17 protein-coding genes are annotated in these 21,063 nt (G+C 69.6%); 5 read left to right on the top strand and 12 right to left on the bottom strand.

What is annotated here, in order from left to right; all coding sequences use genetic code 11:
• Positions 1-45: 45 nt before the first annotated feature.
• From VKV26_06870 to VKV26_06880, 3 genes are all read right to left on the bottom strand, one after another.
• On the bottom strand, positions 46-513 hold the full coding sequence (locus tag VKV26_06870) for a DUF1801 domain-containing protein (protein HLZ69619.1): 468 nt from the start codon (positions 511-513) through the stop codon (positions 46-48).
• 701 nt (positions 514-1,214) lie between these two features.
• The gene (locus VKV26_06875) at positions 1,215-2,387 is read right to left on the bottom strand and encodes a serine hydrolase domain-containing protein (protein HLZ69620.1); all 1,173 of its coding nucleotides are present in this window, start codon (positions 2,385-2,387) and stop codon (positions 1,215-1,217) included.
• 139 nt (positions 2,388-2,526) lie between these two features.
• Positions 2,527-3,621 carry an LLM class flavin-dependent oxidoreductase gene (locus tag VKV26_06880; GenBank protein ID HLZ69621.1) on the bottom strand — a complete coding sequence of 365 codons (1,095 nt, stop codon included), beginning with the start codon at positions 3,619-3,621 and terminating at the stop codon, positions 2,527-2,529.
• A 346-nt stretch (positions 3,622-3,967) separates the two neighbouring features.
• Between VKV26_06880 and VKV26_06885 the strand changes: the two genes are divergently transcribed.
• The 4 genes from VKV26_06885 to VKV26_06900 all read left to right on the top strand — a co-directional run bounded on the left by VKV26_06885 (position 3,968) and on the right by VKV26_06900 (position 7,666).
• Positions 3,968-4,897: a TIGR03619 family F420-dependent LLM class oxidoreductase gene (locus VKV26_06885; protein HLZ69622.1), complete on the top strand. Its 930-nt coding sequence runs from the start codon at positions 3,968-3,970 to the stop codon at positions 4,895-4,897.
• 324 nt (positions 4,898-5,221) lie between these two features.
• Positions 5,222-5,854, top strand: coding sequence for a response regulator (locus tag VKV26_06890; GenBank protein HLZ69623.1), 633 nt, complete (start codon positions 5,222-5,224; stop codon positions 5,852-5,854).
• 75 nt (positions 5,855-5,929) lie between these two features.
• The gene (locus VKV26_06895; GenBank protein ID HLZ69624.1) at positions 5,930-6,265 is read left to right on the top strand and encodes a hypothetical protein; all 336 of its coding nucleotides are present in this window, start codon (positions 5,930-5,932) and stop codon (positions 6,263-6,265) included.
• Between the two features lie 66 nt (positions 6,266-6,331).
• The gene (locus VKV26_06900; protein ID HLZ69625.1) at positions 6,332-7,666 is read left to right on the top strand and encodes a M20/M25/M40 family metallo-hydrolase; all 1,335 of its coding nucleotides are present in this window, start codon (positions 6,332-6,334) and stop codon (positions 7,664-7,666) included.
• A gap of 15 nt (positions 7,667-7,681) precedes the next feature.
• Here the strand turns inward: VKV26_06900 and VKV26_06905 are convergent, their stop codons facing one another.
• The 3 genes from VKV26_06905 to VKV26_06915 form a co-directional block, all read right to left on the bottom strand.
• Complete coding sequence (locus VKV26_06905; protein HLZ69626.1) at positions 7,682-8,302, bottom strand: FHA domain-containing protein; 621 nt, start codon at positions 8,300-8,302, stop codon at positions 7,682-7,684.
• Between the two features lie 56 nt (positions 8,303-8,358).
• On the bottom strand, positions 8,359-9,855 hold the full coding sequence (locus tag VKV26_06910; GenBank protein HLZ69627.1) for a serine/threonine-protein kinase: 1,497 nt from the start codon (positions 9,853-9,855) through the stop codon (positions 8,359-8,361).
• A gap of 181 nt (positions 9,856-10,036) precedes the next feature.
• Positions 10,037-10,558 (bottom strand): tyrosine protein phosphatase, encoded by a 522-nt coding sequence (locus VKV26_06915; GenBank protein HLZ69628.1) that lies wholly within the window; start codon positions 10,556-10,558, stop codon positions 10,037-10,039.
• Between the two features lie 296 nt (positions 10,559-10,854).
• Here VKV26_06915 and VKV26_06920 point away from each other — a divergent pair, with 296 nt between their 5' ends.
• On the top strand, positions 10,855-12,237 hold the full coding sequence (locus tag VKV26_06920) for a Rieske 2Fe-2S domain-containing protein (protein HLZ69629.1): 1,383 nt from the start codon (positions 10,855-10,857) through the stop codon (positions 12,235-12,237).
• Between the two features lie 21 nt (positions 12,238-12,258).
• Here VKV26_06920 and VKV26_06925 read toward each other — a convergent pair whose 3' ends face one another.
• The 6 genes from VKV26_06925 to VKV26_06950 form a co-directional block, all read right to left on the bottom strand.
• Positions 12,259-13,155 carry an ABC transporter permease gene (locus tag VKV26_06925; GenBank protein ID HLZ69630.1) on the bottom strand — a complete coding sequence of 299 codons (897 nt, stop codon included), beginning with the start codon at positions 13,153-13,155 and terminating at the stop codon, positions 12,259-12,261.
• 152 nt (positions 13,156-13,307) lie between these two features.
• Complete coding sequence (locus VKV26_06930) at positions 13,308-14,264, bottom strand: ABC transporter permease (GenBank protein ID HLZ69631.1); 957 nt, start codon at positions 14,262-14,264, stop codon at positions 13,308-13,310.
• 84 nt (positions 14,265-14,348) lie between these two features.
• Entirely contained in the window at positions 14,349-16,082 is a 1,734-nt protein-coding gene (locus VKV26_06935) for an ABC transporter substrate-binding protein (protein ID HLZ69632.1), read from the bottom strand.
• A 259-nt stretch (positions 16,083-16,341) separates the two neighbouring features.
• Positions 16,342-17,154, bottom strand: a complete 813-nt coding sequence (locus tag VKV26_06940) for an alpha/beta hydrolase (GenBank protein HLZ69633.1) — start codon at positions 17,152-17,154, stop codon at positions 16,342-16,344.
• A complete protein-coding gene (locus VKV26_06945) occupies positions 17,141-18,277 on the bottom strand; it encodes an LLM class flavin-dependent oxidoreductase (GenBank protein HLZ69634.1) in 1,137 nt (378 codons plus the stop codon). The genes VKV26_06940 and VKV26_06945 overlap by 14 nt, the downstream gene beginning before the upstream one ends.
• Before the next feature lie 204 nt (positions 18,278-18,481).
• Positions 18,482-20,947: a LuxR C-terminal-related transcriptional regulator gene (locus VKV26_06950; GenBank protein HLZ69635.1), complete on the bottom strand. Its 2,466-nt coding sequence runs from the start codon at positions 20,945-20,947 to the stop codon at positions 18,482-18,484.
• Positions 20,948-21,063: the final 116 nt, after the last annotated feature.

Here is a 21,063-nt window from a genome sequence, read left to right on the forward strand (position 1 = left end):
TTTCGGTCCGTCGTGACCTTCACACCGGGCCAAGACGGCGCGCCCTCAGCTCACCGCCTTCTTCACGAGCGCGGCGATCCTTGCCTCGTCGGCGGCAGTCAACTCCTTCAGCGCGAAGGCGACGGGCCACATGGCGCCTTCGTCGAGGTTCGCGGCGTCGTTAAAGCCGAACGTCGCGTACCTCGTGTTGAACTTCTGCGCGCTTTGAAAGAAGCAGACGACCTTGCCGTTCCTGGCATACGCGGGCATCCCGTACCAGGTTTTCGGTGAGAGGGCCGGCGCACTGGCTTTGATGATCGCATGGAGCCGCTCGCCCATGGCGCGATCCGGTCCCGCCATCGCGGCGATCGCCGCAAGCACAGCGCTTTCTCCGTCCGCCTTCCCCGCGCGCCGGCCGCGGCGTGCGTCCGCCTTCTGCTCCTGGGCGCGTGCCCTGATCGCGGCTCGTTCCGCGTCCGTGAATCCCCGGGACGTCTCGCCGCTCGCGCTGCTGCTCTTGTCGACTCCTGGCATCGCGGTGCTCCTCCGGCGGTCACAGGGACCGGTTGTGGTTGTCACTAGTATGACGGATCACGACGGGTGAACATGACCGATGGCGAGCGATCGGCCGGCGGCGCCGTTCGAGACGAGGCGAGCGCCCCGGCGGGTCGTGGTCTACCGGATGCAGGATCCGGCGACGGACGCCGCCGATGCTGGGCAGGAGGCCTCGCCGCGGCGCAGCCGGTCCGACGCAAGCGAGATGGAAAACCTGGGCGGCTGGTTGCAGATAACCCCAGCCACCCGCCGACGAAGCGAATTCCGAGCACGAAGCCATGGTCTCCGGCTTACGGATGGTTTCAAAGCCCGCTGGCAGGTGAACGGCGTGTGCGGGCGCCGTGGGCCGGACGCAGGTTTTGAAACCCTGTCTCAAAGGGTTCGGCCCTGCTGCTCGTCCTGGACGCGCTGACTCCAGCCGAGCGGGTGGCCTTCGCCCGGCACGATATTGTGGACGCGTCGTTCAACCAGATCGCCCCTCGAACCCTCGTCACCAGAGTCGCGGGAGAGCCGGTATGCCATGGCAAGGTATGCGCCCAACCCAGGTTTCGCAGGCGAGGTCTGTTCCTTCCCGCGGGGGAGGGTTGTTCGAGGGCTCGCGGTCCTTCTCAGCCCACACCCTTCCCGCTGGGGAAGGGAGACGCACGTTCACGTGCGGCGGGGTTGGGCCGGTGGCAGGGTTAGGCGCCGCGGCCGGCGTAGATCGCCCGCTCGTAGCGGTCGAACAGGCGCATCACCGCCCCGTCGACGAAGGGCAGAACCTGGGTGAGGATTACACCGGCGATGCCCTTGGTCGGGTCGAGCCAGTAGTACGTGTTGGCGAGTCCTGCCCAGGCGAGGCTGCCGGCGCTGCGTCCGGTCGGCGCCTCCTCGGTGGTGATCATGTAGCCCAGCCCCCACTTCTTCACCAGGCCAGGGAAGAACTCGGCGTCGTTCGAGAAGGCCGGGTTGGCGGTCTTCAGCAGGCCGACGTTCAGCTCGCCGGTCTGGTTCTTCGCCATCTCGGCCACCGACTCCGGCCGCAGGATGCGCGCCCCGTTGAAGCTGCCCTCGTGCAGCAACGCCTGCAAAAAGGTCAGGTAGTCAGGCCCGGTCGAGTAGAGGCCGCCGCCGCCCATGAAGAACTCGGGCTCCTGCGGCAGCTCGAAGGGAATCGCGGTCAGCGAGCCGTCGGGGTTGCGCGCGTGCATGCCGGCCAGCCGCTCGCGCTGCGCCGCGCCGATCACGAAGCCGCTGTCGTTCATGCCCAGCGGCTCGAAGATGTGGGCGCGCAGATACCCGTCAAGCCGCTGCCCGCTCGCCGCCTCCACGGCCTTGCCCGCCCAGTCGATGTTGATGCCGTACTCCCAGCGCTCGCCCGGGTCGAAGACCAGCGGCGTGCTCAGCGCGGCGTTCTTGCACTCGGCGATGCCGGGCAGGCCGGCGTGCTCGACATAGCGTGCCATCTCGGCGTTCCAGATGTCGTAGCAGAAGCCGGCGGTGTGCGAGAGCAACCGCCGCAGCGTGATCGGCCGCCTGGCCGGGCGCAGCCGCGGCGCCCCCTGCGCGTCGAAGCCTTCGAGCACCTGCGGCGCAGCCAGTTGCGGCAGGAGCGTGCCCAGCGGCTCATCCAGGCTGAGCTTGCCCTGCTCGACGAGCTGCATCGCCGCGGCCGAGGTGATCGCCTTGGTCATGGAGGCGATCCAGAAGACGGTGTCGGGCGTCATCGGCGCGTCCTGCCCGAGGGTGCGCGTGCCGAAAGCGCCTTCGTAGATGACGCCGCCGCGATCGGCGGCCAGGGCGACGACGCCCGCCACCTCGCCCGCTTTGACCGCCTGTTCGAGCGCCTGATCCGCCGTCGTCCCGGTGACCATGCCTCGCCCCCTCTGCGCACGCTCAGCGCCTGCCGCGGCGTTCCGACCGCCGCGGGCAAAGCGTTACGGTGCATCATGCGCCGCCGCTGGGCGGTATGCAAGGCGTGCAGGAGGCAGAAAGAGAGCGGGACGATCCGGGCTAGCGCACGCTGGCCGGCTGCTTGAGCCGGGGCATCACCTCCGTGGCAAAGAGGCGGATCGATTCGAGGATCTTCTCGTGCGGCGTGCGGGCGCCCTGCATGAACAGCATGATCTCGTCCACGCCCGCGTCGATCTGCCGGTTGATCACGCGGGCGCAGGTCTCGGGGCTGCCGATGCAGGCCTGGTCCATCTCGACCAGCTCTTTCATCGAGTGCTCTTCGCGCTGCTGCATGCGCAGCCTGAAGCTCTCGATGATGTATTCGTAGGTGGGCGGCGGCGTGCCCTCGATCCAGGGGGCGAAGAGGCCGCCCACCTGCGTGTTGAACAGGTTGTAGTTGTACTCCTGGACGTCGATCGCCTCTTCGTCCGTTGGCAGGCAGAGGGCGACGCGCAGCACGGCGAAGCGGTCGTTGATCACGCTCGTCGCCGGCTTGGCGTGCTTCAGCGCCTCGCGGTAGACCTTCACGTAGTTGTCGCTGTGGTGGTCGCTGATGCCGAAGCCGAGCACGCCGAGGCCGTGCTCGCCCGCGAACTCGATGCTGGAGGGCTGGGTGGAGGCGACCCACATCGGCGGGTGCGGCTGCTGCACCGGCTTGGGCGTGATCTTGCGCCGCGGAATGCGGATCAGGTCGCTCTCGTACTCGAACTCGTCCTGCACCCACATGCGCGGGATGATCTGCATCGCCTCGGCCCATTGCCGCTGCGTGATCGCCGGGTCGACGTCGAACCCTTCCAATTCCTCCTGTGAAGTGGCGCGGCCGCCGCCGAATTCGACGCGCCCGTTGGAGAGGATGTCGAGCGTGGCGATCCGCTCAGCGGCGCGGATGGGGTGATTGATCCGATACGGCAGGTGCATGATCGCGTGGCCCAGGCGCAGCCGCGTCGTGCGCTGCGAGAGGGCGGCGAGGAAGACCTCGGGGCAGGACAGGCTGGAATAGCCGGGCAGGAAGTGGTGCTCGACGCACCAGACGCCCTGGAAGCCGACCTGGTCGGCGAGGATGCACTGCTCGATCGCCTCGTTGAAGCGCTGCTGCACGGCGCCGGGCGCGTTGGGATCGTCGGTCGTCAACTCGTAGAACAGCGACAGTTTCATGAGCCGCCCTCCTCGCCGGGAATCTACCGCGGCGGTGCGCACTTGTCAACGCCAATTCCGCCAGCGCTTGCACATGCAATGCGCAACTGATTGGCGCGATCCGCATCGCGATCTAAACTCTACGCCAGAACTGTTGCCGTGGCGAGCGCAGCCACGGGCTGGTGGAGACGTTGATCGCCGTGATCGCCGCGCCTGACGGCAGCGCGCTGTCGGCCTTGCAGCGGCGCTTGTTGGTCGGACTGCCCGGCCGTCCGGAGGCGCCTTCCGCGCCGGCGCGCTGCCGCTGTTCTACGGGGATTATGTGCCGCGGCAGTGAGCGGCGAAAACCTTCGCAGGAGGGCGCGCGGTGCGGTTCGGGTTCAGCCTCTTCCCCTTCACACGCTTTGCCGGCGCGGCCGAGCTGGCCGCCGTGGCGAAGCTGGGCGACGAGCTGGGCTTCGACGCCGTGCTGCTGCCCGAGCACCTGCTGCCGCCGCGCTGGCCCGACGCCGACCTCACGACCAAGTACTGGTTCGACCTGCCGGCGCTGGCCGCATACCTGGCCGCCGTCACGGAGCGCATCCGCTTTCTCACCGGCGTGATCGTCGTGCCCTACCATCAGCCGGTGGCGCTTGCGAAGGCGCTGGCCACGCTCGACGTGCTCTCCAACGGCCGCCTCTCCTGCGGCGTGGGCGCGGGCTGGATGCGGGCCGAGTTCCGCCGCCTCGGCATCCCCTTCGAGGAGCGCGGCGCGATCACCGACGAATACCTGCGGGCGATGCAGGAGCTGTGGACGAGCGAGGCGCCCGCCTTTCATGGCCGCTACGTCTCCTTCGAGGATGTCAGTTTCTTCCCCCGGCCCGTGCAGCAGCCGTCGATTCCGTTGTACATCGGCGGCACGGGGCCGCGGCCGTTTCGCCGGGTGGCCGAGCTGGGCGACGGCTGGTTGCCGATGACGGGCACGCCGGCAGCGGTCGCGGCGGGCGTCGCGCAGATTCGGCGGCAGCTGCTCGCGCTGGGCCGCGATCCGGCCGGACTCTGGGTCGGCTGCACGGGCCTCAGCCTCGGCGTCGACGCGGAGGTGCAGGCCATGCGCCGGCATGTCGTTGGCGGCGGCAGCACACGTAGCCGCGAAGCGCGGCCGCTGCGCGATCGCGACGAGATCGTCGCCGCCGTGCAGGAGTACGCCGCCGCCGGCGTGACCTTTCTTTCTGTTGGCTTCGCCTGGCAGAACGCGCGCGAGCTGATGCACGGCCTGGAGCGCTTCGCCCGCGATCTGCTGCCCGCCTGCCGCTGAGGCCGTCGCGCCGGGGCTGCGGCATTAAGTCCAATCCCGAACCGCTCGACATATTACGGCAGATGGCCGGGCCGTTTCCGCCGGTAGCATGAGAGATCGGACGGTCGAGAGCGACACGCCGCCGGTGTAAGCAATCTCACGCCACCGGTGTCAGCGATCGCACTCATTCCGGCGCGGCGCTGCGTTTAGCTAATGGTATGAGTTTGGCTCGGCGGATTAGTGCCGGGCGCAAACCGCCCGCGATAGGCTGAAGGTGACGGGAGCGTTTCGCGGGGACGGCGTGCAAACGGGCGCGCCGGCGGCGCCTCCCGAGGAGACGGTACGGTGAGCAGGAACGGCGGTCCGGGTGGCGGCAGGCAGGGAGTCTCACGCCTGGCGGCGATGGTCTTGCGGCAATACGGCGAACACCCCGGACGTGCACTGACGGAAGCGGAGATCGGCTCTCTGGCAGGCGTCGATCTCGGCGAGGCCCGGCAACTCATCGCCTGGCTCGAGCGGGCCGGCCTGCTGGAACCGGCGCCTTGCAACGGGCAGCCCGCGCTGGTGCTGGCCGATCCGTCCGAGCAGCGGCGGCTGCGCCCGCGCCCGCTGCTGCTGCTGGTCGAAGACCACGCCTCGATCGCCGGCATGACCGAAGCCGTGCTCACCAGCGAGGGCTACAACGTCGTGCTGGTGCGCAATCCGCTTGAGGCGCACGTGATCCTGCGGGTGGTCGCCTTTGACGTGATCCTCACCGACAGCTTCAGCCCTACGATCGACCTCGCCGCGCGCGTGCTGGCGCCGCTGCTGCGCCGCTCGGCGGGCACGCCGGTGGTGCTGTTCACCGCGCATCACTGGAACCCGGAGCGCGTGCACGCCGAAGGCTTCACCGAGATCATCACCAAGCCCTTCGATATCGACGGGCTGCTGGGCCGCCTCGATCAGCTCTGCGCCTTCCACCGCACCGCCAGCGCGTAAACCGGCTGCGCGGTTCGCCCACGGTTGCGTGGCCTGTGCTATCATCAGGACAAACGTTCTGAGCGTGGGTGCACCGTGTCTGCCGATCCGCGGCCGTCGTCCGAGGCGCTGGAGTGCGCCGAGGCGCTGTACGCCTTGCTGGCGCAGGACGCCGCCTTCATACGTGTGCGCCGCCTCTGGGAGATCGACTGGAGCGAGGCGGAGGCAACGGTCGAAGGCGTGGGTCTGGCACGGCTGATGCGGCACGAGGCGCGGAAGCTGCTGCCCTTGCTCGAAGGCGCCGGCATCGCCTGGGCGGACGTGGCCGACGCGATCCGCTGGACGGAGCGTCACGACACGCTGGCGCAGACGGCGCTCTGGTGGCTGGGCCAGATCGCCGCCGATCCGGCGCTCGCGAGCCGCTCTTCATGAGATGAGGCTCCGCCCGCAACGCGGTACGCTGTGTTGCGGCAGCCGAATTCACCTCCGGAGCAGGCCATGACCAGCAGTCCCGCGCGCCCGGCGATCGACTGGCCGGCAATTCAGGCCGAAGCGCTCGACCACTTCGTCCGATACCTGCGCATTCCCTCGGTCAATCCGCCGGGCAACGAGGCGCCCGCGGCCCGTTTCCTCGGCGGCGTCATCGAGGCGGCCGGCGTGCCCTGCGAGTATATCGAAACGCAGCCCAACCGCGAGGTGGTCGTGGCGCGGCTGCGCGGCGACGGCAGCAAGGGCACGCTGATGCTTTGCAACCACAGCGACGTGGTGCCGGTGGAAGAGCAGTTCTGGGACGTGCCCGCCTTCGAGGGCCTGGTGCGTGACGGCTTCGTCTACGGCCGCGGCGCGGTGGATATGAAGGGCGCGGGCATCATGCAGCTGACGGCCTTCCTGTTGCTCGCCCGCCATCGTGTGCCGCTGGCGCGCGACCTCGTCTTCTGCGCCGTGCCGGACGAAGAAGCGGGCGGCCGCTGGGGCATGCAGTGGCTCTGCGAGCAGCGGCCCGATCTCGTCGACGTCGAGTACGAGCTGAACGAGGGCGGCATGGGCATGGACCGGGTGATGGGCAGGCCGGCGCGCCTGATCACCGTGGCCGTGACGGAGAAGAAGATCTGCGGCCTGCGCCTGCGCGCCGTGGGCAAGCCCGGCCACGGCAGCGTGCCGCACTTCGACAACAGCCTCGTGCATCTTTCCCGCGCCATCGCCCGCCTGGCCGACTGGGAGCGGGCGCCGCGCCTCACGCCCGTCGTCGCCGAGTATCTGCGCCGCCTGGCCGATGCCGGCCTGGTGGAGGCGCCGGACGGCGACCTGGAGCGGGCGCTGCCCGGGCTGGCCGCCTCGCACCCGCGTCAGGCGGCGATGTACATCAATACGCTGAATGCGACGACGTTCCATTCCGGCATCAAGATCAACGTCATTCCGGCCCTGAGCGAGGCGACGCTCGACTGCCGCCTGTTGCCCGACCAGGACCCCGAGGAGTGGCGCCAACAGGTGATCGCGCGCATCGACGATCCGCGCATCGAGGTCGAGTTTGCCCAGTTCCGCGGCGATACGGTCGCCAACGACTGGAACACGGAGCTGTTCCGTGTGATCCAGCAGGTGGTGAGCGAGGCGATGGAGGACGCGATCGTTACGCCGGTAATGACGGTGGGCGGCACGGACAACCGCTTCCTGCGCGAGCGCGGCGTTCCGGCCTACGGCTTCATCCCCGCGCTGCTCTCGCCGGAGGAGCTGGCCGGCTTCCACGGCAACAACGAGAAGCTCAGCCTGGAGAACTTCAATCTCGGCTGCGAGCTGACCTACGAGGTCGTGCGCCGCTTTTGCGCCTCCGGCTAAGGGCCGGCCGGCCCACTACTCCGTCACCAGCTTGTAGCCCATGCCGCGCACCGTTTGCAGGCGCTGTGGTTTGCCCGGCTCCGTCTCGATCTTGCCGCGCAGGCGGAAGATGAGCTGGTCGATGTTGTAGTCGCCCACGGCGCCGTTGTACTCGGGCCAGACGTGGCTCGCCAGCTCTTCTTTGCGCACCAGCCCGCCGCCGCGGCGGTGCAGCAGCTCGACGGCCAGGTACTCCTTCGCCGTCAGGCTCACCTGCTTGCCGTTCACCCAGACCTCGGCGCGGCCGGGATCCACGCGAATCGAGGCGAACGGCGTGCCCTCCGGCTGCCAGGGCACCGTTTCGTCCGCCTGGTCGAAGCGCAGCGTGTGGCCGGGCAGACCGATCAGGTCTCGGTGGCGCAGCGGTTCGGGCCGCGTGATGCGCCGGCCGTTCAGATAGGTGCCATTGCGGCTGCCGAGGTCGCGCAGCACGTAGCCCTGGTCCTCGAAGCTGATGCGCGCGTGTTGACGTGAGATGCGGTCGTCCGGCAGCACGATCTCGCAGGTCTCGTCGCGGCCCAGCGTCGTGCCGGCCGGCTTGAGCTGGTGAATGCTCGCCGTGCCCTCGGCGCGTTGTGCGATCAGCCGTGCCGTCATGCAGCCGCCCTCACCATTCGCGGCGCGCCGGGCGCCGGCGTACGTTGGGCAGCGATCTACCCGCCGCCCTGGCGCCGCACGCCTTCGATCAGCGCGCCCGCCAGCGCTAGCGCGCCGCCGGCTATCAGCAGCCAGACGCCGAAGCCGAGACCCTCGCCGTCCGCGGTGCGCAGGCCGATATAGTGCACCTCGAGCACCCCAATCAGCGCCACGACGGCGCCCAGCGCGGCAGCGACGAATGCCAGCGCCCCGCCGCGCCGGTTCGCCAGCAGCCCCGCCACCAGCGCCAGGCCCAGCAGGCAGAGCAGCAGCAGCACGACAGCGTCGGTACGGCCCGCATGCCGGTTGCTCAGCCAATCGTCGATCTGGAACGGCACCCTGGGATACCAGCCGTTGACATAGTGCTTGCCTTCACTCCGGGGCACGGTTACCCACGGCAGCAGCGTGGCGACGATGGCGAGCACGAAACCCACGCCACCCGCCAGCGCCCACAGCGGTTGCACTCCCCCCGCCGCGCCGGCGCCCGCGAACGGCCCGGCCGCGGCGGCCACCTGCGGCATGCCGCCGTACGGCGCAACAGGCATGGGCGGCGGCATGCCGGCAGGGGACGGTGGTAACGCGCCGCTCGCGCCCGGCACGTCGATCAGCGTCGGGGCTGTGGCGCCCGCTGGCTGCGGAGGAACTCCCTCTCCTCTGCGATTGGGCGTAATGGGGGACGGTTGGGGCGCGGCCCGCAGCGCCTGGCCCAGGGCGGAGATGAACGAACCGCAGGAGGGGAAGCGGCCGGCCGGCTCGCGCGACAACGCCACCAGCAGCACCTGCTCGATCGGCCCGGCCAGCGCCGGGTTGCGGCTGCTGGGCGGCGGCAAGGGATCGCGCACGTGCATCCAGGCCACCGCCTCCGGGTCGGCGCCGGAGAACGGCACGGAGCCGGTCAACATCTGATAGGCGATGATGCCGAGCGCATACTGATCCACACGGCCGTCCAGCGGCCGGCCCTGCACCTGCTCCGGCGCCATGTAGGCCGGGGTGCCCAACGTGGCGCCGCCCGGTCCGGCGCCGTCCGGCTCCACGAGGTGCGTCAGCCCGAAGTCGTCCAGCAACGGCGCGCCGTTCGCCGCGAGCAGAATGTTGCGTGGCTTCAGGTTGCCGTGCACCACGCCGTTTTGATGCGCCGCGTCCAGCGCGGCGGCCACGGGCACGAGCAGCGCCTGCGCCTGTTCGGGCGGTATGGGCCGGCCGAGCCGCTGGCGCAAGGTGCCGCCGGGCAGCGCCGGATAGACCAGATAGGCGCGGCCCTCCGCCTGGCCGTAGTCGATTACGGGCAGGATGTTGGGATGACGCAACGCCGCCAGCGCCGCCGCCTCCCTGGCGAAGCGCGCGGCGAAGTCCGGCTGCGTCGAGAGCGCCGGAGCGATCGTCTTCAGCGTGACCTCGGCGGGTGCGCCACCTTGCCCGGTTGTGGCGGCGCGGTAGGTCTGGGTCATGCCGCCCTGGCCGGCGGGCGCGATGATGCGGTACTGGCCGAACACGGTATCGGCAGGAATGACCACGGGCCACACTCCCCGCGGCGCCGCGCCGCGACAGCCGCATTTTATACCGTTCCGTGGCAGAGACGCGGCCACCGGCCGCCGCGCACAGCCTCGGCCGCGCTGCGTGGCGCCGGACGCGGCCCACCGGCGCGGGCGACGGCGGGCCGCGTCCGGCGCCACGCAGCGCGGGGCCGCGCGTGCATTACGATCCTTCGCCGTCGTTCGGCGTGCCGCCGGCCAGCAGTGCGAAGCGCTGCACCCACTCACGCTGCTCGTCGGTGTCGGGCAGGGCAACGCCGCGCACGGCGGTGATGCGGGCGAAGGCGTCTTCCGGCGACACCCCCGCCTCCACGAGCACACAGGCCGCGATCGTGCTGGAGCGGCCGATGCCCGCGCGGCAGTGCACGGCCACGCCTTTGCCGGCGGCCAGTTGCGCCAGCAGGCGGGCGACGAGCCGCTGCGTGTCCTCGACGGAGGGCGGCACACGCATGTCTTCGATCGGAAAGGAGACGAACTCCATGCCGATCGCGGCGCAGCAGCGCGGCTCGTCGTCCAGTTCCAGTTCACCGATCTCGTAGGGGGTGAGCAGCGACACGAGCACGTCCACGCCGTCGTCGCGCAGCGAAGCGATCTCCTCCCGCAGCCAGTCGCCGGCGCGCGGCCGCGGCAGCATCGCCAGGCGCCCTCTGCCCACGTCCTGGATCCAGTACAGCTCGGCCTTCATCTCGCCGGCCCTCGGCGCCTGTTCCGTCAGCGCAGCGCCCGCGCGCATCGTACGCCGAAGTCGCGGGCAACGGGGAATGCTTGCACACCGTGCACGCAATCTGCTCGGTTGTCACGCGGCCGCCGGCAGCGCTGCGCGGACCGGTGGCTCCACGGCCGGGAGCCCGCCCCGGGCATCGGTTCGATCTGCCGATTTGCTCGCCAGGAGCGGGTGATTCGGCTCGGACGAGGATATAGTACGGGGGACAGCAACCGTTTCCGGACGGGAAGACGAACGACGGAGAAAGGCAGGCCGCCGTGCTCTCGAAAGAGGACAATCAGGTCGTCACCAACACCGACCCGCAGACGCCCATGGGCGAGCTCTTCCGGCGCTTCTGGCTGCCGGTGGCGCTGGCGGAGGAACTGGCTGAGCGCGACGGTCCGCCTGTGCACGTCAGGGTGTTGGGCGAGGATCTGGTCGCCTTCCGCGACAGTGACGGCCGCGTCGGCCTGCTCGACGCCTACTGCCCGCACCGCGGCGCGCCGCTCTTCTTCGGACGCAACGAGGACTGCGGCCTGCGCTGCGTCTACCACGGCTGGATGTTCGACGTGGACGGCGCCTGCGTGGACCTGCCCAACGCGCCCGAGGGCGAGACGTTCCGGCACAAGATCAAGCTCACGTCTTATCCCTGCCTGGAGGCGGGGGACCTGATCTGGGCGTATTTGGGGCCGCCGGCGCAGCAGCCGCCCTTCCCCGAGTTCGAGTGGCTGCACCTGCCGTCGTCGCACCGCTACGTGAAGAAGTTCCGCCTGGAGTGCAACTACCTGCAGGCGATGGAGGGCGACTACGACCCCAGCCACGCCCGCTTCCTGCACAGCACACTCTCGGACGCGACGATTCCCAATCCGCTGAACCAGAACGGCACGCTGGGCAGAAACCCGGCCGTCGCGCCCGGCGAGCTGAGCGCGAACGAGCGCTTCCCGCGCATCGTCGGCGACCGGCGTGTGACCAGGCCGCTGAACGCAAAGCTTGAGGACACCGACTCGGGCGTAATCGCCGTCTCGGCAAACGACCTGCCGGACGGCCGTGTCTCCGCCAGCGTGGCCGTGACCTGGATGATGCCGATCTTCTGCACGGCGGGCATCGCCGGCCCGAACACCTACTCCAGCAACATGCGCATCCCGATCGACAACAAGAGCCTGATGTTCTACCGCCTGCGCTGGAGTTACAGCCCCATCCCCGAAGCGGAGCTGGAGGAGTACCGCAGCGGCGGCTACTACTACCCGGAGCTGATTCCCGGCACCTGGACGCCGAAGGACAACATCAATAACAACTACAACATCGACCGCATGGCACAGAAGCAGCGCACCTACTCCGGCATCCGTACCTTCCCGCTGCAGGACATCGCCATGATGGAGAACCAGTGGGGGCCGATCGCCGACCGCACGAAGGAGCATCTGACCAGCTCGGACGAGCAGATCATCCACGTGCGGCGGCGCCTGCTGCGCGCGGCGAAGATGCTCGACGACGGCATCGAACCGTCCGAGCCCTGGCATCCACAGGCCTACCGCTACCACCGCGAGACGGCGATCGGCGACACGCGCGAGGAGGCGATTGCCAGGGCGAAGGCGCGGGCCATGGCGAGCCTGCTGCCGGAAAGCCGCCGGGAAGCGGAGCCCGCGGCCGCCCCCGCCGACTGATTCCGCTGCCGCTGACGGCGCCTACCGCCCCCGCAGCCGGGGATCGAGGTGGTCGCGCAGCGCGTCGCCGAACAGGTTGAAGCCGAACACGGCGATCGAGATGGCGATACCGGGAAAGATCGCCATCCACGGGGCGTGGACCGCCCAACGCTGCGCCTCGAGCAGCATGGCGCCCCAGGAAGGTTCGGGCGGCCGCACGCCCACGCCCAGGAATGACAGCGACGACTCCACCAGGATCGCCTGCGCCAGACCCGCCGTCGCGAGGATGATGTAGATCGAGGCGACGTTGGGCAGGATGTGGCGCACGAGGATGCGCGGGGTGCGCGCCCCGACGCCCCGCGCCGCCTCGACGTACATCGCCCCCTTCTGCGCCAGCACGGCCGCGCGGATCACGCGGCTGGCCGTGGGCCAGGTCACGAGCGCCAGCGCAAGGCCGACATTGAACACCGTGCGATCGAACGCCGTCGTCACCGCCAGCGCCAGCAACAGCGCCGGGAACGCCTGGAAGCTGTCCACCACGCGCTGGGCGAAGAAGTCGAGCTTGCCGCCCATGTAGCCGCTCACCAGGCCGACGATCAGCCCGAAGGTCACGCCGAAGCCGACGGCCACGCCGCCGACCCGCAACGAGATCCGCGCCCCATAGGCGATGCGGCTCCAGATGTCGCGCCCTTCGTCGTCCGTGCCGAGCAGGTACTGCCGGCTCGGGCTCTGAAACGTGGCGCTGGTGTGAAATTCGAGCGGATTGGCCGGCGCGATCAGCGGAGCGAACAGGGCGACGAGCACCATCGCCAGCACGAAGGCTGCGCCGATCGCGCCGAGCGGCTTGCGCTGGATGAAGGTGCCGACGCCGCGCAGCGGTGAGGGGTGGGCCGCGCCGTGCGCTTCGAGGAGCGGGGCCGTGGTCACGGCGGTGGTCATAGCCGGCCTCCCGGCGCCGCGCCACGCGGGTGCAGCGCCCGCCGCTGCGCCTCAGCAACGCGCAGCGGCTCGGCTCCGCTCTCGTCAGCGCGCTTCGTTGTACCCGACGTACCCGACATCGCAAACACCTGACGACGCTCGCTCGGAGGCCGCTAAACCGTCAGCCGGATGCGTGGGTCGATCCAGCCGTAGAGCAGGTCCACCACCAGGTTGAGCAGCGCGTAGGTCATGGCGATCATCACGATCACCGCCTCGACCACCGGGTAGTCGCGGTTGCGGATCGCGTCGAGCACGTAGCGGCCCACGCCCGGCAGGCCGAACACGCTCTCCGTGATCACCGCGCCGCCCAGCAGCGTGCCGAGCTGGATCGTCGCCAGCGTGACCACGGGCAGCATCGCGTTGCGCGTGGCGTGGCGCAGGATGACGCCGCGCTCGCGCAGACCCTTGGCCCGGGCCGTGCGGATGTAGTCCTCGCGCAGCACATCCAGCATCGTCGAGCGCGTCAAGCGGCTGATGATCGCCGACTGGACGTAGCCGAGCAGCAGCACCGGCATCCACATCTGCTGCAGGTTCGTGCCCAGGTCGTGCCACGGTTCGGCGTAGCCGGGCGGCGGCACCCAGCCGAAATACTTGGGCAAGATCAGGTTTCGCACGAGCGACTGGATCCAAAAGATCGGCAGCGCCAGGCCGAGGATGCTGAAGATGCGCAGGAAGTAGTCCGGCGCGCGGTCCTGGAAGACGGCGGAGATAATGCCTACGGGCAGGGCAATCAGCGTCGAGAGCAGCACGGCCCCGAGGGCCAGCTCGGCCGTGACCGGCAGGCGATCCTTCAGCTCGGCGGAGATGGGCGCCTTGGTAAACAGCGAGCGGCCCGTGTCCAGCCGCGCCAGGCCGCCCACCCACTGCGCGTACTGCACCGGCAGCGGCCGGTCCAGCCCGAGATTGTGGCGCAGCTCGACCTTCTGCTGCTCGGTCACGCCCTGCGCCGTGCCGAGCACGATCTCCACCACGTCGCCCGGCAGCAAGCGCATGATCACAAAGATGATCAGCGACACCCCGATCAGGGTGGGCGGCAGCAACAGCAGGCGGCCGGCAATGTAGCGCTGCATGCGAATCTCCTGCCTTCTGCCTGTCCTCGTATCACCGCCGTGCGGCGACAATCCCGGCCCCGCCGGCAACAGCTGAGCTGCCGATCAGGTCTTGAGCCACACCTGGTCCATGCGGCGGTTGCTGTAGAGCGACTGGTGAATGACGTAGTTGCGCACGCTCTTGGCCAGGGCGTGGTTGCTCGCCTGGAAGTAGAGCACCGCGACCTGGTACTGCGACAGCGCCCGCCGTTCCAGGTCCTGCACAATCTTCTTGCGTTCCTGGAAGTCGAACGTCGCGGACTGCTTGTCGTAAAGCTGGTCGATCTGGTCGTCGTACACGTGCGACCAGTTGCGTGCCGCCTTGCTGATCGCGATCTCCGAGAAGGTGGCGTCGGGATCGTCCACATTGATGCCGATCGTCCAGGGGCCGATATCGAAGTCGCCGCGGATCAGCACGGGCTGAGCCGTGGCCGTGTCCGCGAGGGTGAGCTTGAGGTTGATCCCGATCTTGGCGAGCTGATCCTTGACGAACTCGGCGAAGGTCTGGAAGTCGGTGCGCGAGGTGGCCGAGGCATCGAGCGGCGTGGTCACGCCCGCGGCCTGCAGCAACTGCTTCGCTTTCTGGACGTCCGGCTTGTCGTAACCGTCGTAGGCGCGCAGCTCGGCCTCGCCGATCGCCCACACACCCTGCGGCGCCATGTAGGCGCCGCGCCGCGCCTGGCCCTGCTTGACCACGTTGATCGCCGCGTCGCGGTCCATTGCCAGGCTGATCGCCTGCCGCACGCGCATGTCTTTGTACGGCATGCGCGTGGCGTTCATGAACACCGTCTCGTGGTTGAAGCCGGGAATCGAGAAGGTATCGTACTTGCCGCCCGCCTCCTGCTTCACGCGTTCCTGGTCGGTCTTAACGAACTCGGAGGCGAAGAAGATGTGATACTGCCCGGCGATCAGGTTGGTCAGCCGCGTGGTGTAGTCGGGCAGGATGAAGCTCTTGATGCCGTCGAGGTAGGGCCGCCCGGCGATGTGGTAGGCGGGGTTCTTCTCCACCTCCGTGATGTTGGCCCGCTGGTAGTTCTTCAGCTTGAAGGGGCCGGTGCCGATCAGCTTGCCATTGGCGCCGATCTCGCCGTTGTCGTGCAGATCCTTCGACTGGCCCATCGCGAAGTAGGCCGTGGCCAGGTTCATGATGTAGGACGCCGTCGGCCGCGAGAACTTCACCTTGACCGTGTACGGGTCGGGCACCTGGACCTCGTCTACCGTCACCTGCGTGCCGGAGCGTGGGCTGGGCCGGTCCGGCTTGAACGGCTTCTTCAGCCATTCGAGCGTCGCCTTCACGTCTTCGGAGGTGAAATCGGCGCCGTCATGCCACTTCGCGTCCTTGCGCAGCGTGAAGACGGTCGAGGTATCGTCCGGTTGCTCCCACTTCTCCGCCAGGTCCGCGACGATGTCCTGCTGCGCGTCGTCCGGCTTGGTCGTGTCGAACTGCACGAGCTGATTGAAGCAGGGAGAGAGCGGCCAGACGGCGGTGTAGGTCGTGGTCTGATGCATATCGAGGTTGGGCGACGGGTCGGTGAAGAACACCTGGGTGAGGATGCCGCCGGGCTTCGGCGTCTCGGCCGCGGCGGTCGCTTTGGCCTGCCCGCCGGCGGCGGAGGCGGCCGGTTTGGCGCTGCCCGTGTTGCCGGCGGCGCCGGCATTGCCCGCGTTGTTCTTGCTGCCGCCGCCGCAGGCGAAGAGGAAGGCGGCCGACCCCGTAACACCCGCTCCGCCGACCAGGAACCGCCGCCGGCTCGTCCGCCGCGGCATCGTAGTTGACTGCCGGCCTTCGTCGTTCCACATACGCGTCCATCCTGGCGCTACGCTGACGTACGGTGCAGCTCCTGCCGATGAGGCGCATCATACTACGTACGCGCGACCAAAACAGGCAGATTCAATCCGCTGCGTACAGTCTTGCGGAGGAACAGACGTAAGGCGTGCCCGCCGTCGCGGCCCTATGCGCTCGATCACGCGCTCAACCAGGCCGCGCCGTCTTCGCCAGCGTGCTTGCCGTGTGCTTCCCTGGCAGGGAGAATGAGCCGGCGCCCCGGCTGTCGCGGCGCTACGGGCTGAGCATCGAGTCGCCCGCGCTGGTCACGAATTCGGCTTTGCGCGCGATGAAGTCGGCGACGATCCTGGCGAACGCCTCCGGCCGCTCCTGCGCGAGCGCGTGGCCGGCATCGTACACGAGCACGAACTGGCAGCGCGGCATGATCTCCTGGTAGATGCGGCCCAAATCCGGCGCGGTGACGCGGTCCTCCGTGCCGAACAGCACGAGCGTGGGCGTTTGCAAGGCGCCCAGCCCCGCCTCCAGGTCCGGAGCGCGGGCCGGGCCGAAGACGCGGCGTACCAGCGCAATCTGCTTCTCCGTCACGGCCGGGTCGACCGCGGGCAGCGGCTGCCGCTCCGGATGCGCGTACAGCCGCGCCGCTATCTCCTGCGGCGACTGCGCCGCGGGCTGCGGATCCTCGCGCAGGATTGCCGCCGGCGCGACGAGCACGAGCGCCTCGACCTCGTCCGCCGCCTCGAGCGCCAGCCAGGCGGCCAGCCGCCCGCCGAAGGACGAGCCCAGCAGCGCGTAGCGCCCAAGGCCGAGCGCGGCGATCGCCAGGTGCATGGTGTGCGCCAGCTCCGGCATGGATTGCGAACGTTCATTGACGGGCGAGGCGCCGAAGCCGGGCACTTCGAAGGCGATCAGCCGGCAGCGCTCGGCGAGCAAGGCGTGCGCGCGGCCGGGCGCCAGCCCGCCGCCGCCGTGCAGCACGACCAGCGGCGGGCCGCTGCCCGCTTCCAGGCAGCGAATGTGGAAGCCGTCCGCTTCGAGGTATCGCTCGTTGAAACCGGCGAACGCCGCGGGAGCCTCAGTCTGCGACATGCGCCGTCTCCCGCTCGTGCTCCGCGCTCACACCGATCTGGTGGACACGCGGCAGCACCTCGCTGCCGAACAGACGCAGCGCCTTGTCCACCGCCTGCGGGCCGCCGGTGAAGATCAGGTCGAGCACGCCGACGCCCGTCGTTTCATGGAAGGCGCGGATTTGCGTGACCAACGAGGCCGGCGAGCCCCAGAACTGCAGCGAGCCCAGCCCGAAGCCCTCGCCGGCCCGGGCGGCGCCGTCCGCCTGGCCGCTGTTGGCATCGGCGAAGACGCCGTTGCGCGGCGTCGCGGCGACATGGCCACCGGCCGGCCGGGCGCCCGCGCCGCGCGAGGCGGCGAAGCGGGCGCGCATCTCCTCCGCCTCCGCGTCCGTCTCGCTCACGGCGATGAAGCCGCGGTAGAGGAGTTGGTCGAGCGAGGGCTGCCAGCCCTGCCGCGCGCACTCGGCCTTGTAGTGGGCGACGGCCTCGGCCACACCCGCCGGCGGGCGAAAGCTGATCGCCAGGCCGTGGCGCTGGCGGGCGGCGAAGGTAGCCGACTCCAGGCTGTTGCCGGAGGAGAAGATCGGCGGGTGCGGCCGCTGCGTAGGACCTGGCCAGACGGCGACGGTGGGGAAGCGGAAGTAGCGGCCCTCCCAGCCGAAGGGCCGCGGCTCGGTCAGGGCGCGGGTGATCAGCGCCACGGCCTCTTCGGTCCGGGCCCGCGTCTCGTCCGGGTTGACGTAATAGGTGGTGAACTCGTTGGGCGTACCGCGCAGCAGGAAGACGACGACGCGGCCGCCGCTGAGCAGGTCGAGCAGCGCGATCTCTTCCGCCACGCGTACGGGGTTGTTGATCGAGACGATCGGCCCCAGCACGGCGATCTTCGCCCGCCGCACCACCTGCGTGAGGGCGCCGGCGAAGACGAGCGGGTTGGGCGTGAGCAGCCCCGGCGCGAAGTGGTGCTCGGAGACGCTCACCCAGTCGAAGCCCAGCTCGTCGGCGAGGCGCGCGTGCGCCAACGCCGCCTCCACGGAACGCGTGCCGACCTCCGGGTCGTACAGCGCCGGCGGATAGGGATACGACGCCCGCGCCAGCGTGCGACCATCGATGTAGCTGTTTGAGCACAAATAGGACACTTTCACGTCCGGCTCCTTCGCCGCCACTCATCCCGATCGCGGCTGTGCCCGCTCAGCCGCGGGCGCTGCGTGCCTGCGGTAAGCGCTCGTCCCACCGACGCTGCAGGGCCAGGTGCGCCGCCTCAAACTGCTCGCGCTGCAGCGTGAACGCACGTCGGCGCGTACAACCTACTCCGTTCCGGCGGGCGCGGGTAGTGCGCCGCAGGCGGCTCAGTCGACCAACCCGTGGCGCAGGGCATAGGCGGCGGCCTCGGTGCGGTTGGCGCAGCCGGTCTTGTTCAAGATGCTGCGCACGTGCTGGAAGACGGTGTTGACGCTGATCACCAGTCGCTCGGCGATCTCGCGGTTGCTCTTGCCCACCGCGATCAGCCGCAGCACCTCGACTTCGCGCGCGCTCAGACCGGCGGAAAGCGCCATCCTTGCATGCCCGGTTGCCGCCAGTCTTGGCCACTGGCCGGCGAGCTCGAGCACCGGCTCTGCTGAAAGCCGTCCGCGCTCCAACGCCGCCGCCACGGCCAGCCCGAGCTTGATCGTCTCGTCGTCCGACATCGCCTCGCCGGCCGCGGCCGCTCGCGCGAAGGCCGCGGCTCCGAGCGCTGCTCGCAGCGCCGCCACCGCCGCACGATGCGCTGGTTCGCGGAGGTCGGCGTTCAAAGCGCCAAGGCTGGCGTGCAGGCGCTCTGCGGCGCCGGCCAGCCGGGCCCCGTCTACGGGATCACCTGCTCGCGCCGCGAGCTGCGCGAGCAGGTCGAGCGCGACGCTGAGATGCGCCGTTTGGCCGAAGGACTGACAGTATTGGGGCACCTCTCGGCAGGCTGTGAGCGCCGCGGCTGCATCACCCTGCCGCAGCGTGACCTGCGCGAGGCGAGTCAGATGGAACGGGATGTTTCCGCTGATCTCGCCGTTGGCCCGCATGGTTCGCAAGATCTGTTCGTGGAGCGCCCGCGCCAGCGCATTCTGCCCGCCGGCGAACGCCACCGTGGCTCGCGATGCGGTGGCGATCGTGCGCACCTGTGAGTCGCCGGTGGCACGGGCGAGCGCCAGGTTCGCCTCTGTCAGCGCCTGCGCCTCGGTCACGTCTCCGCGGGAGAGCGCCGCGCCCGTCAGGTAGCCGCGCGCTATCGCCACGACATTGTGACGTCCCAGCTCGCCGTTCAGGATGATCGCTTCTTCGGCCAGCGGCACGAGTTCCGTATAGCGTCCCTGCATCGAGTACAGCCACGCCGCCATGAAGACCGCATGCGCCAGGCAGTCTCGGTCCCCCAACTGGCGACTGAGCGTGACCGACTCCATGATCTGCGGCAGCGCCGCGGCCAGACGTTCGCCCGGCAGCCCGGCCATGGCCGCGCCGGCCAGCAGTCGCGCCCGCGAGCGGCCGGGCCGTGCTGCCTCGGGCAGGGCCAGCAGCCGCCTGCGCCAGTCGTCGTACTCCCTGTCGCCGCCGCTGTCTTGCGAATACCACCAGAGCGCCCACATGAGCCGGGCGCCGAGTGAGAGTTCCGCCCGCGCCACGCACCAGGCCAGCGCCGCCCGGATGTTGGCGAGCTCCGCGTCCAGGGCACGCCAGTTCAGGACCCTTGCGTACTCCCGCACGCCTTGCCGCACCAGGTCCAACAGCGTCAGAACCAGCCGGCGGTGGATCGGATCGGCCTCACCGCTCGCCTCAAGCTCGGCCAGGGCAAACTCGCGGATGGTTTCGAGCATGCAGTAGCGAGGCTCACCGTCCACGCCCTCGGCTTGCAGCAGCAGACTCTGCTCAAGCAGCACTGTGATACCGTCGAGCACTTCACAGCCGAGGTCCGGGCGCGCACTACAGACGCCCTCGGCCAGCACCAGGGTGCAGCCACCGGCGAAGACCGCGAGGCCACGAAACAAGCGCTGCTCCTCGGCGGAGAGCAGGTCGTAGCTCCAGGCGACCGTGGTGCGCAGGGTTTGTTGGCGGGCGGGCGCATCGCGCGGGCCGCCGCTGAGTACGTTGAGACTCTGGCCCAGCCGCGCCAGCAGGGCCGCCGGTGACAGCACGCGCACGCGAGCGGCGGCCAACTCGATCGCGAGCGGCAGCGCGTCCAGCCGCCGGCAGATCGCGGTCACGTCCGTGGCGTTCTCAACCGTCAGCGTGAAGTCGGGACGCACGGCCCGTGCGCGGGCGCTGAACAGGGCCACCGCGGGCGAGGCGAGCAGCGCGGCGGGTGCGGGCGGCGCATTCGCCTCGGGCAGCGCCAGCGGCGGTACTGGGAACTCGCACTCGGCGGAAAGACGCAGCGGAGCACGGCTGGTCGCCAGCACCTTCAACGACGGGCAGTGCTCCAGCAGCTCGGCCACAACCGGCGCCGCCGGCAGCAGGTGCTCGAAGTTGTCGAGCACGAGCAGCAGCGCCTTCTCTCGCAGGAAGCGCTGCAGCGTGGTGAGCAGCGGTTGGTCGCCGGCCTCGCGCACGCCCAGCGCGGCGGCGATCGTCGCCGGCACGAGCGCCGGGTCCACGAGCGGCGCCAGCGAGACGAAAGCCGCGCCGTCTGGGAACTCATCCTGCAGGCTGGCCGCAACTGCGAGCGCCAGCCGCGTCTTGCCCGAGCCGCCGGCGCCGGTGAGCGTGACGAGGCCAACGTCCTCGCGCAGCAGCAGCGCCCGAACGGCGGCCAGCTCCGCCTCGCGACCGAGCAGCGGCGTGCGTGGCATGGGTAGCGCTGGCCGAATGGCCGACGCATCCCGCAAGGCAGTTAGCTTCGCCGGCGGATCGGGATTGGGCGAGCGCACCATCGCGGGGCCTCACGGCGCGGCCGGGCAAACAGGTA

It is taken from the genome of Dehalococcoidia bacterium, from assembly GCA_035310145.1.
GTDB lineage: Bacteria > Chloroflexota > Dehalococcoidia > CAUJGQ01 > CAUJGQ01 > CALFMN01.

What these genes read in the sequence shown, in the direction of transcription:
- VKV26_06870 (HLZ69619.1), bottom strand. Translation starts at nt 513, where the DNA reads ATGCCAGGAGTCGACAAGAGCAGCAGCGCGAGCGGCGAGACGTCCCGG.
- VKV26_06875 (HLZ69620.1), bottom strand. Translation starts at nt 2,387, where the DNA reads ATGGTCACCGGGACGACGGCGGATCAGGCGCTCGAACAGGCGGTCAAA.
- VKV26_06880 (HLZ69621.1), bottom strand. Translation starts at nt 3,621, where the DNA reads ATGAAACTGTCGCTGTTCTACGAGTTGACGACCGACGATCCCAACGCG.
- VKV26_06900 (HLZ69625.1), top strand. Translation starts at nt 6,332, where the DNA reads ATGACCAGCAGTCCCGCGCGCCCGGCGATCGACTGGCCGGCAATTCAG.
- VKV26_06905 (HLZ69626.1), bottom strand. Translation starts at nt 8,302, where the DNA reads ATGACGGCACGGCTGATCGCACAACGCGCCGAGGGCACGGCGAGCATT.
- VKV26_06915 (HLZ69628.1), bottom strand. Translation starts at nt 10,558, where the DNA reads ATGAAGGCCGAGCTGTACTGGATCCAGGACGTGGGCAGAGGGCGCCTG.
- VKV26_06925 (HLZ69630.1), bottom strand. Translation starts at nt 13,155, where the DNA reads ATGACCACCGCCGTGACCACGGCCCCGCTCCTCGAAGCGCACGGCGCG.
- VKV26_06930 (HLZ69631.1), bottom strand. Translation starts at nt 14,264, where the DNA reads ATGCAGCGCTACATTGCCGGCCGCCTGCTGTTGCTGCCGCCCACCCTG.
- VKV26_06935 (HLZ69632.1), bottom strand. Translation starts at nt 16,082, where the DNA reads ATGTGGAACGACGAAGGCCGGCAGTCAACTACGATGCCGCGGCGGACG.
- VKV26_06940 (HLZ69633.1), bottom strand. Translation starts at nt 17,154, where the DNA reads ATGTCGCAGACTGAGGCTCCCGCGGCGTTCGCCGGTTTCAACGAGCGA.
- VKV26_06950 (HLZ69635.1), bottom strand. Translation starts at nt 20,947, where the DNA reads ATGCCACGCACGCCGCTGCTCGGTCGCGAGGCGGAGCTGGCCGCCGTT.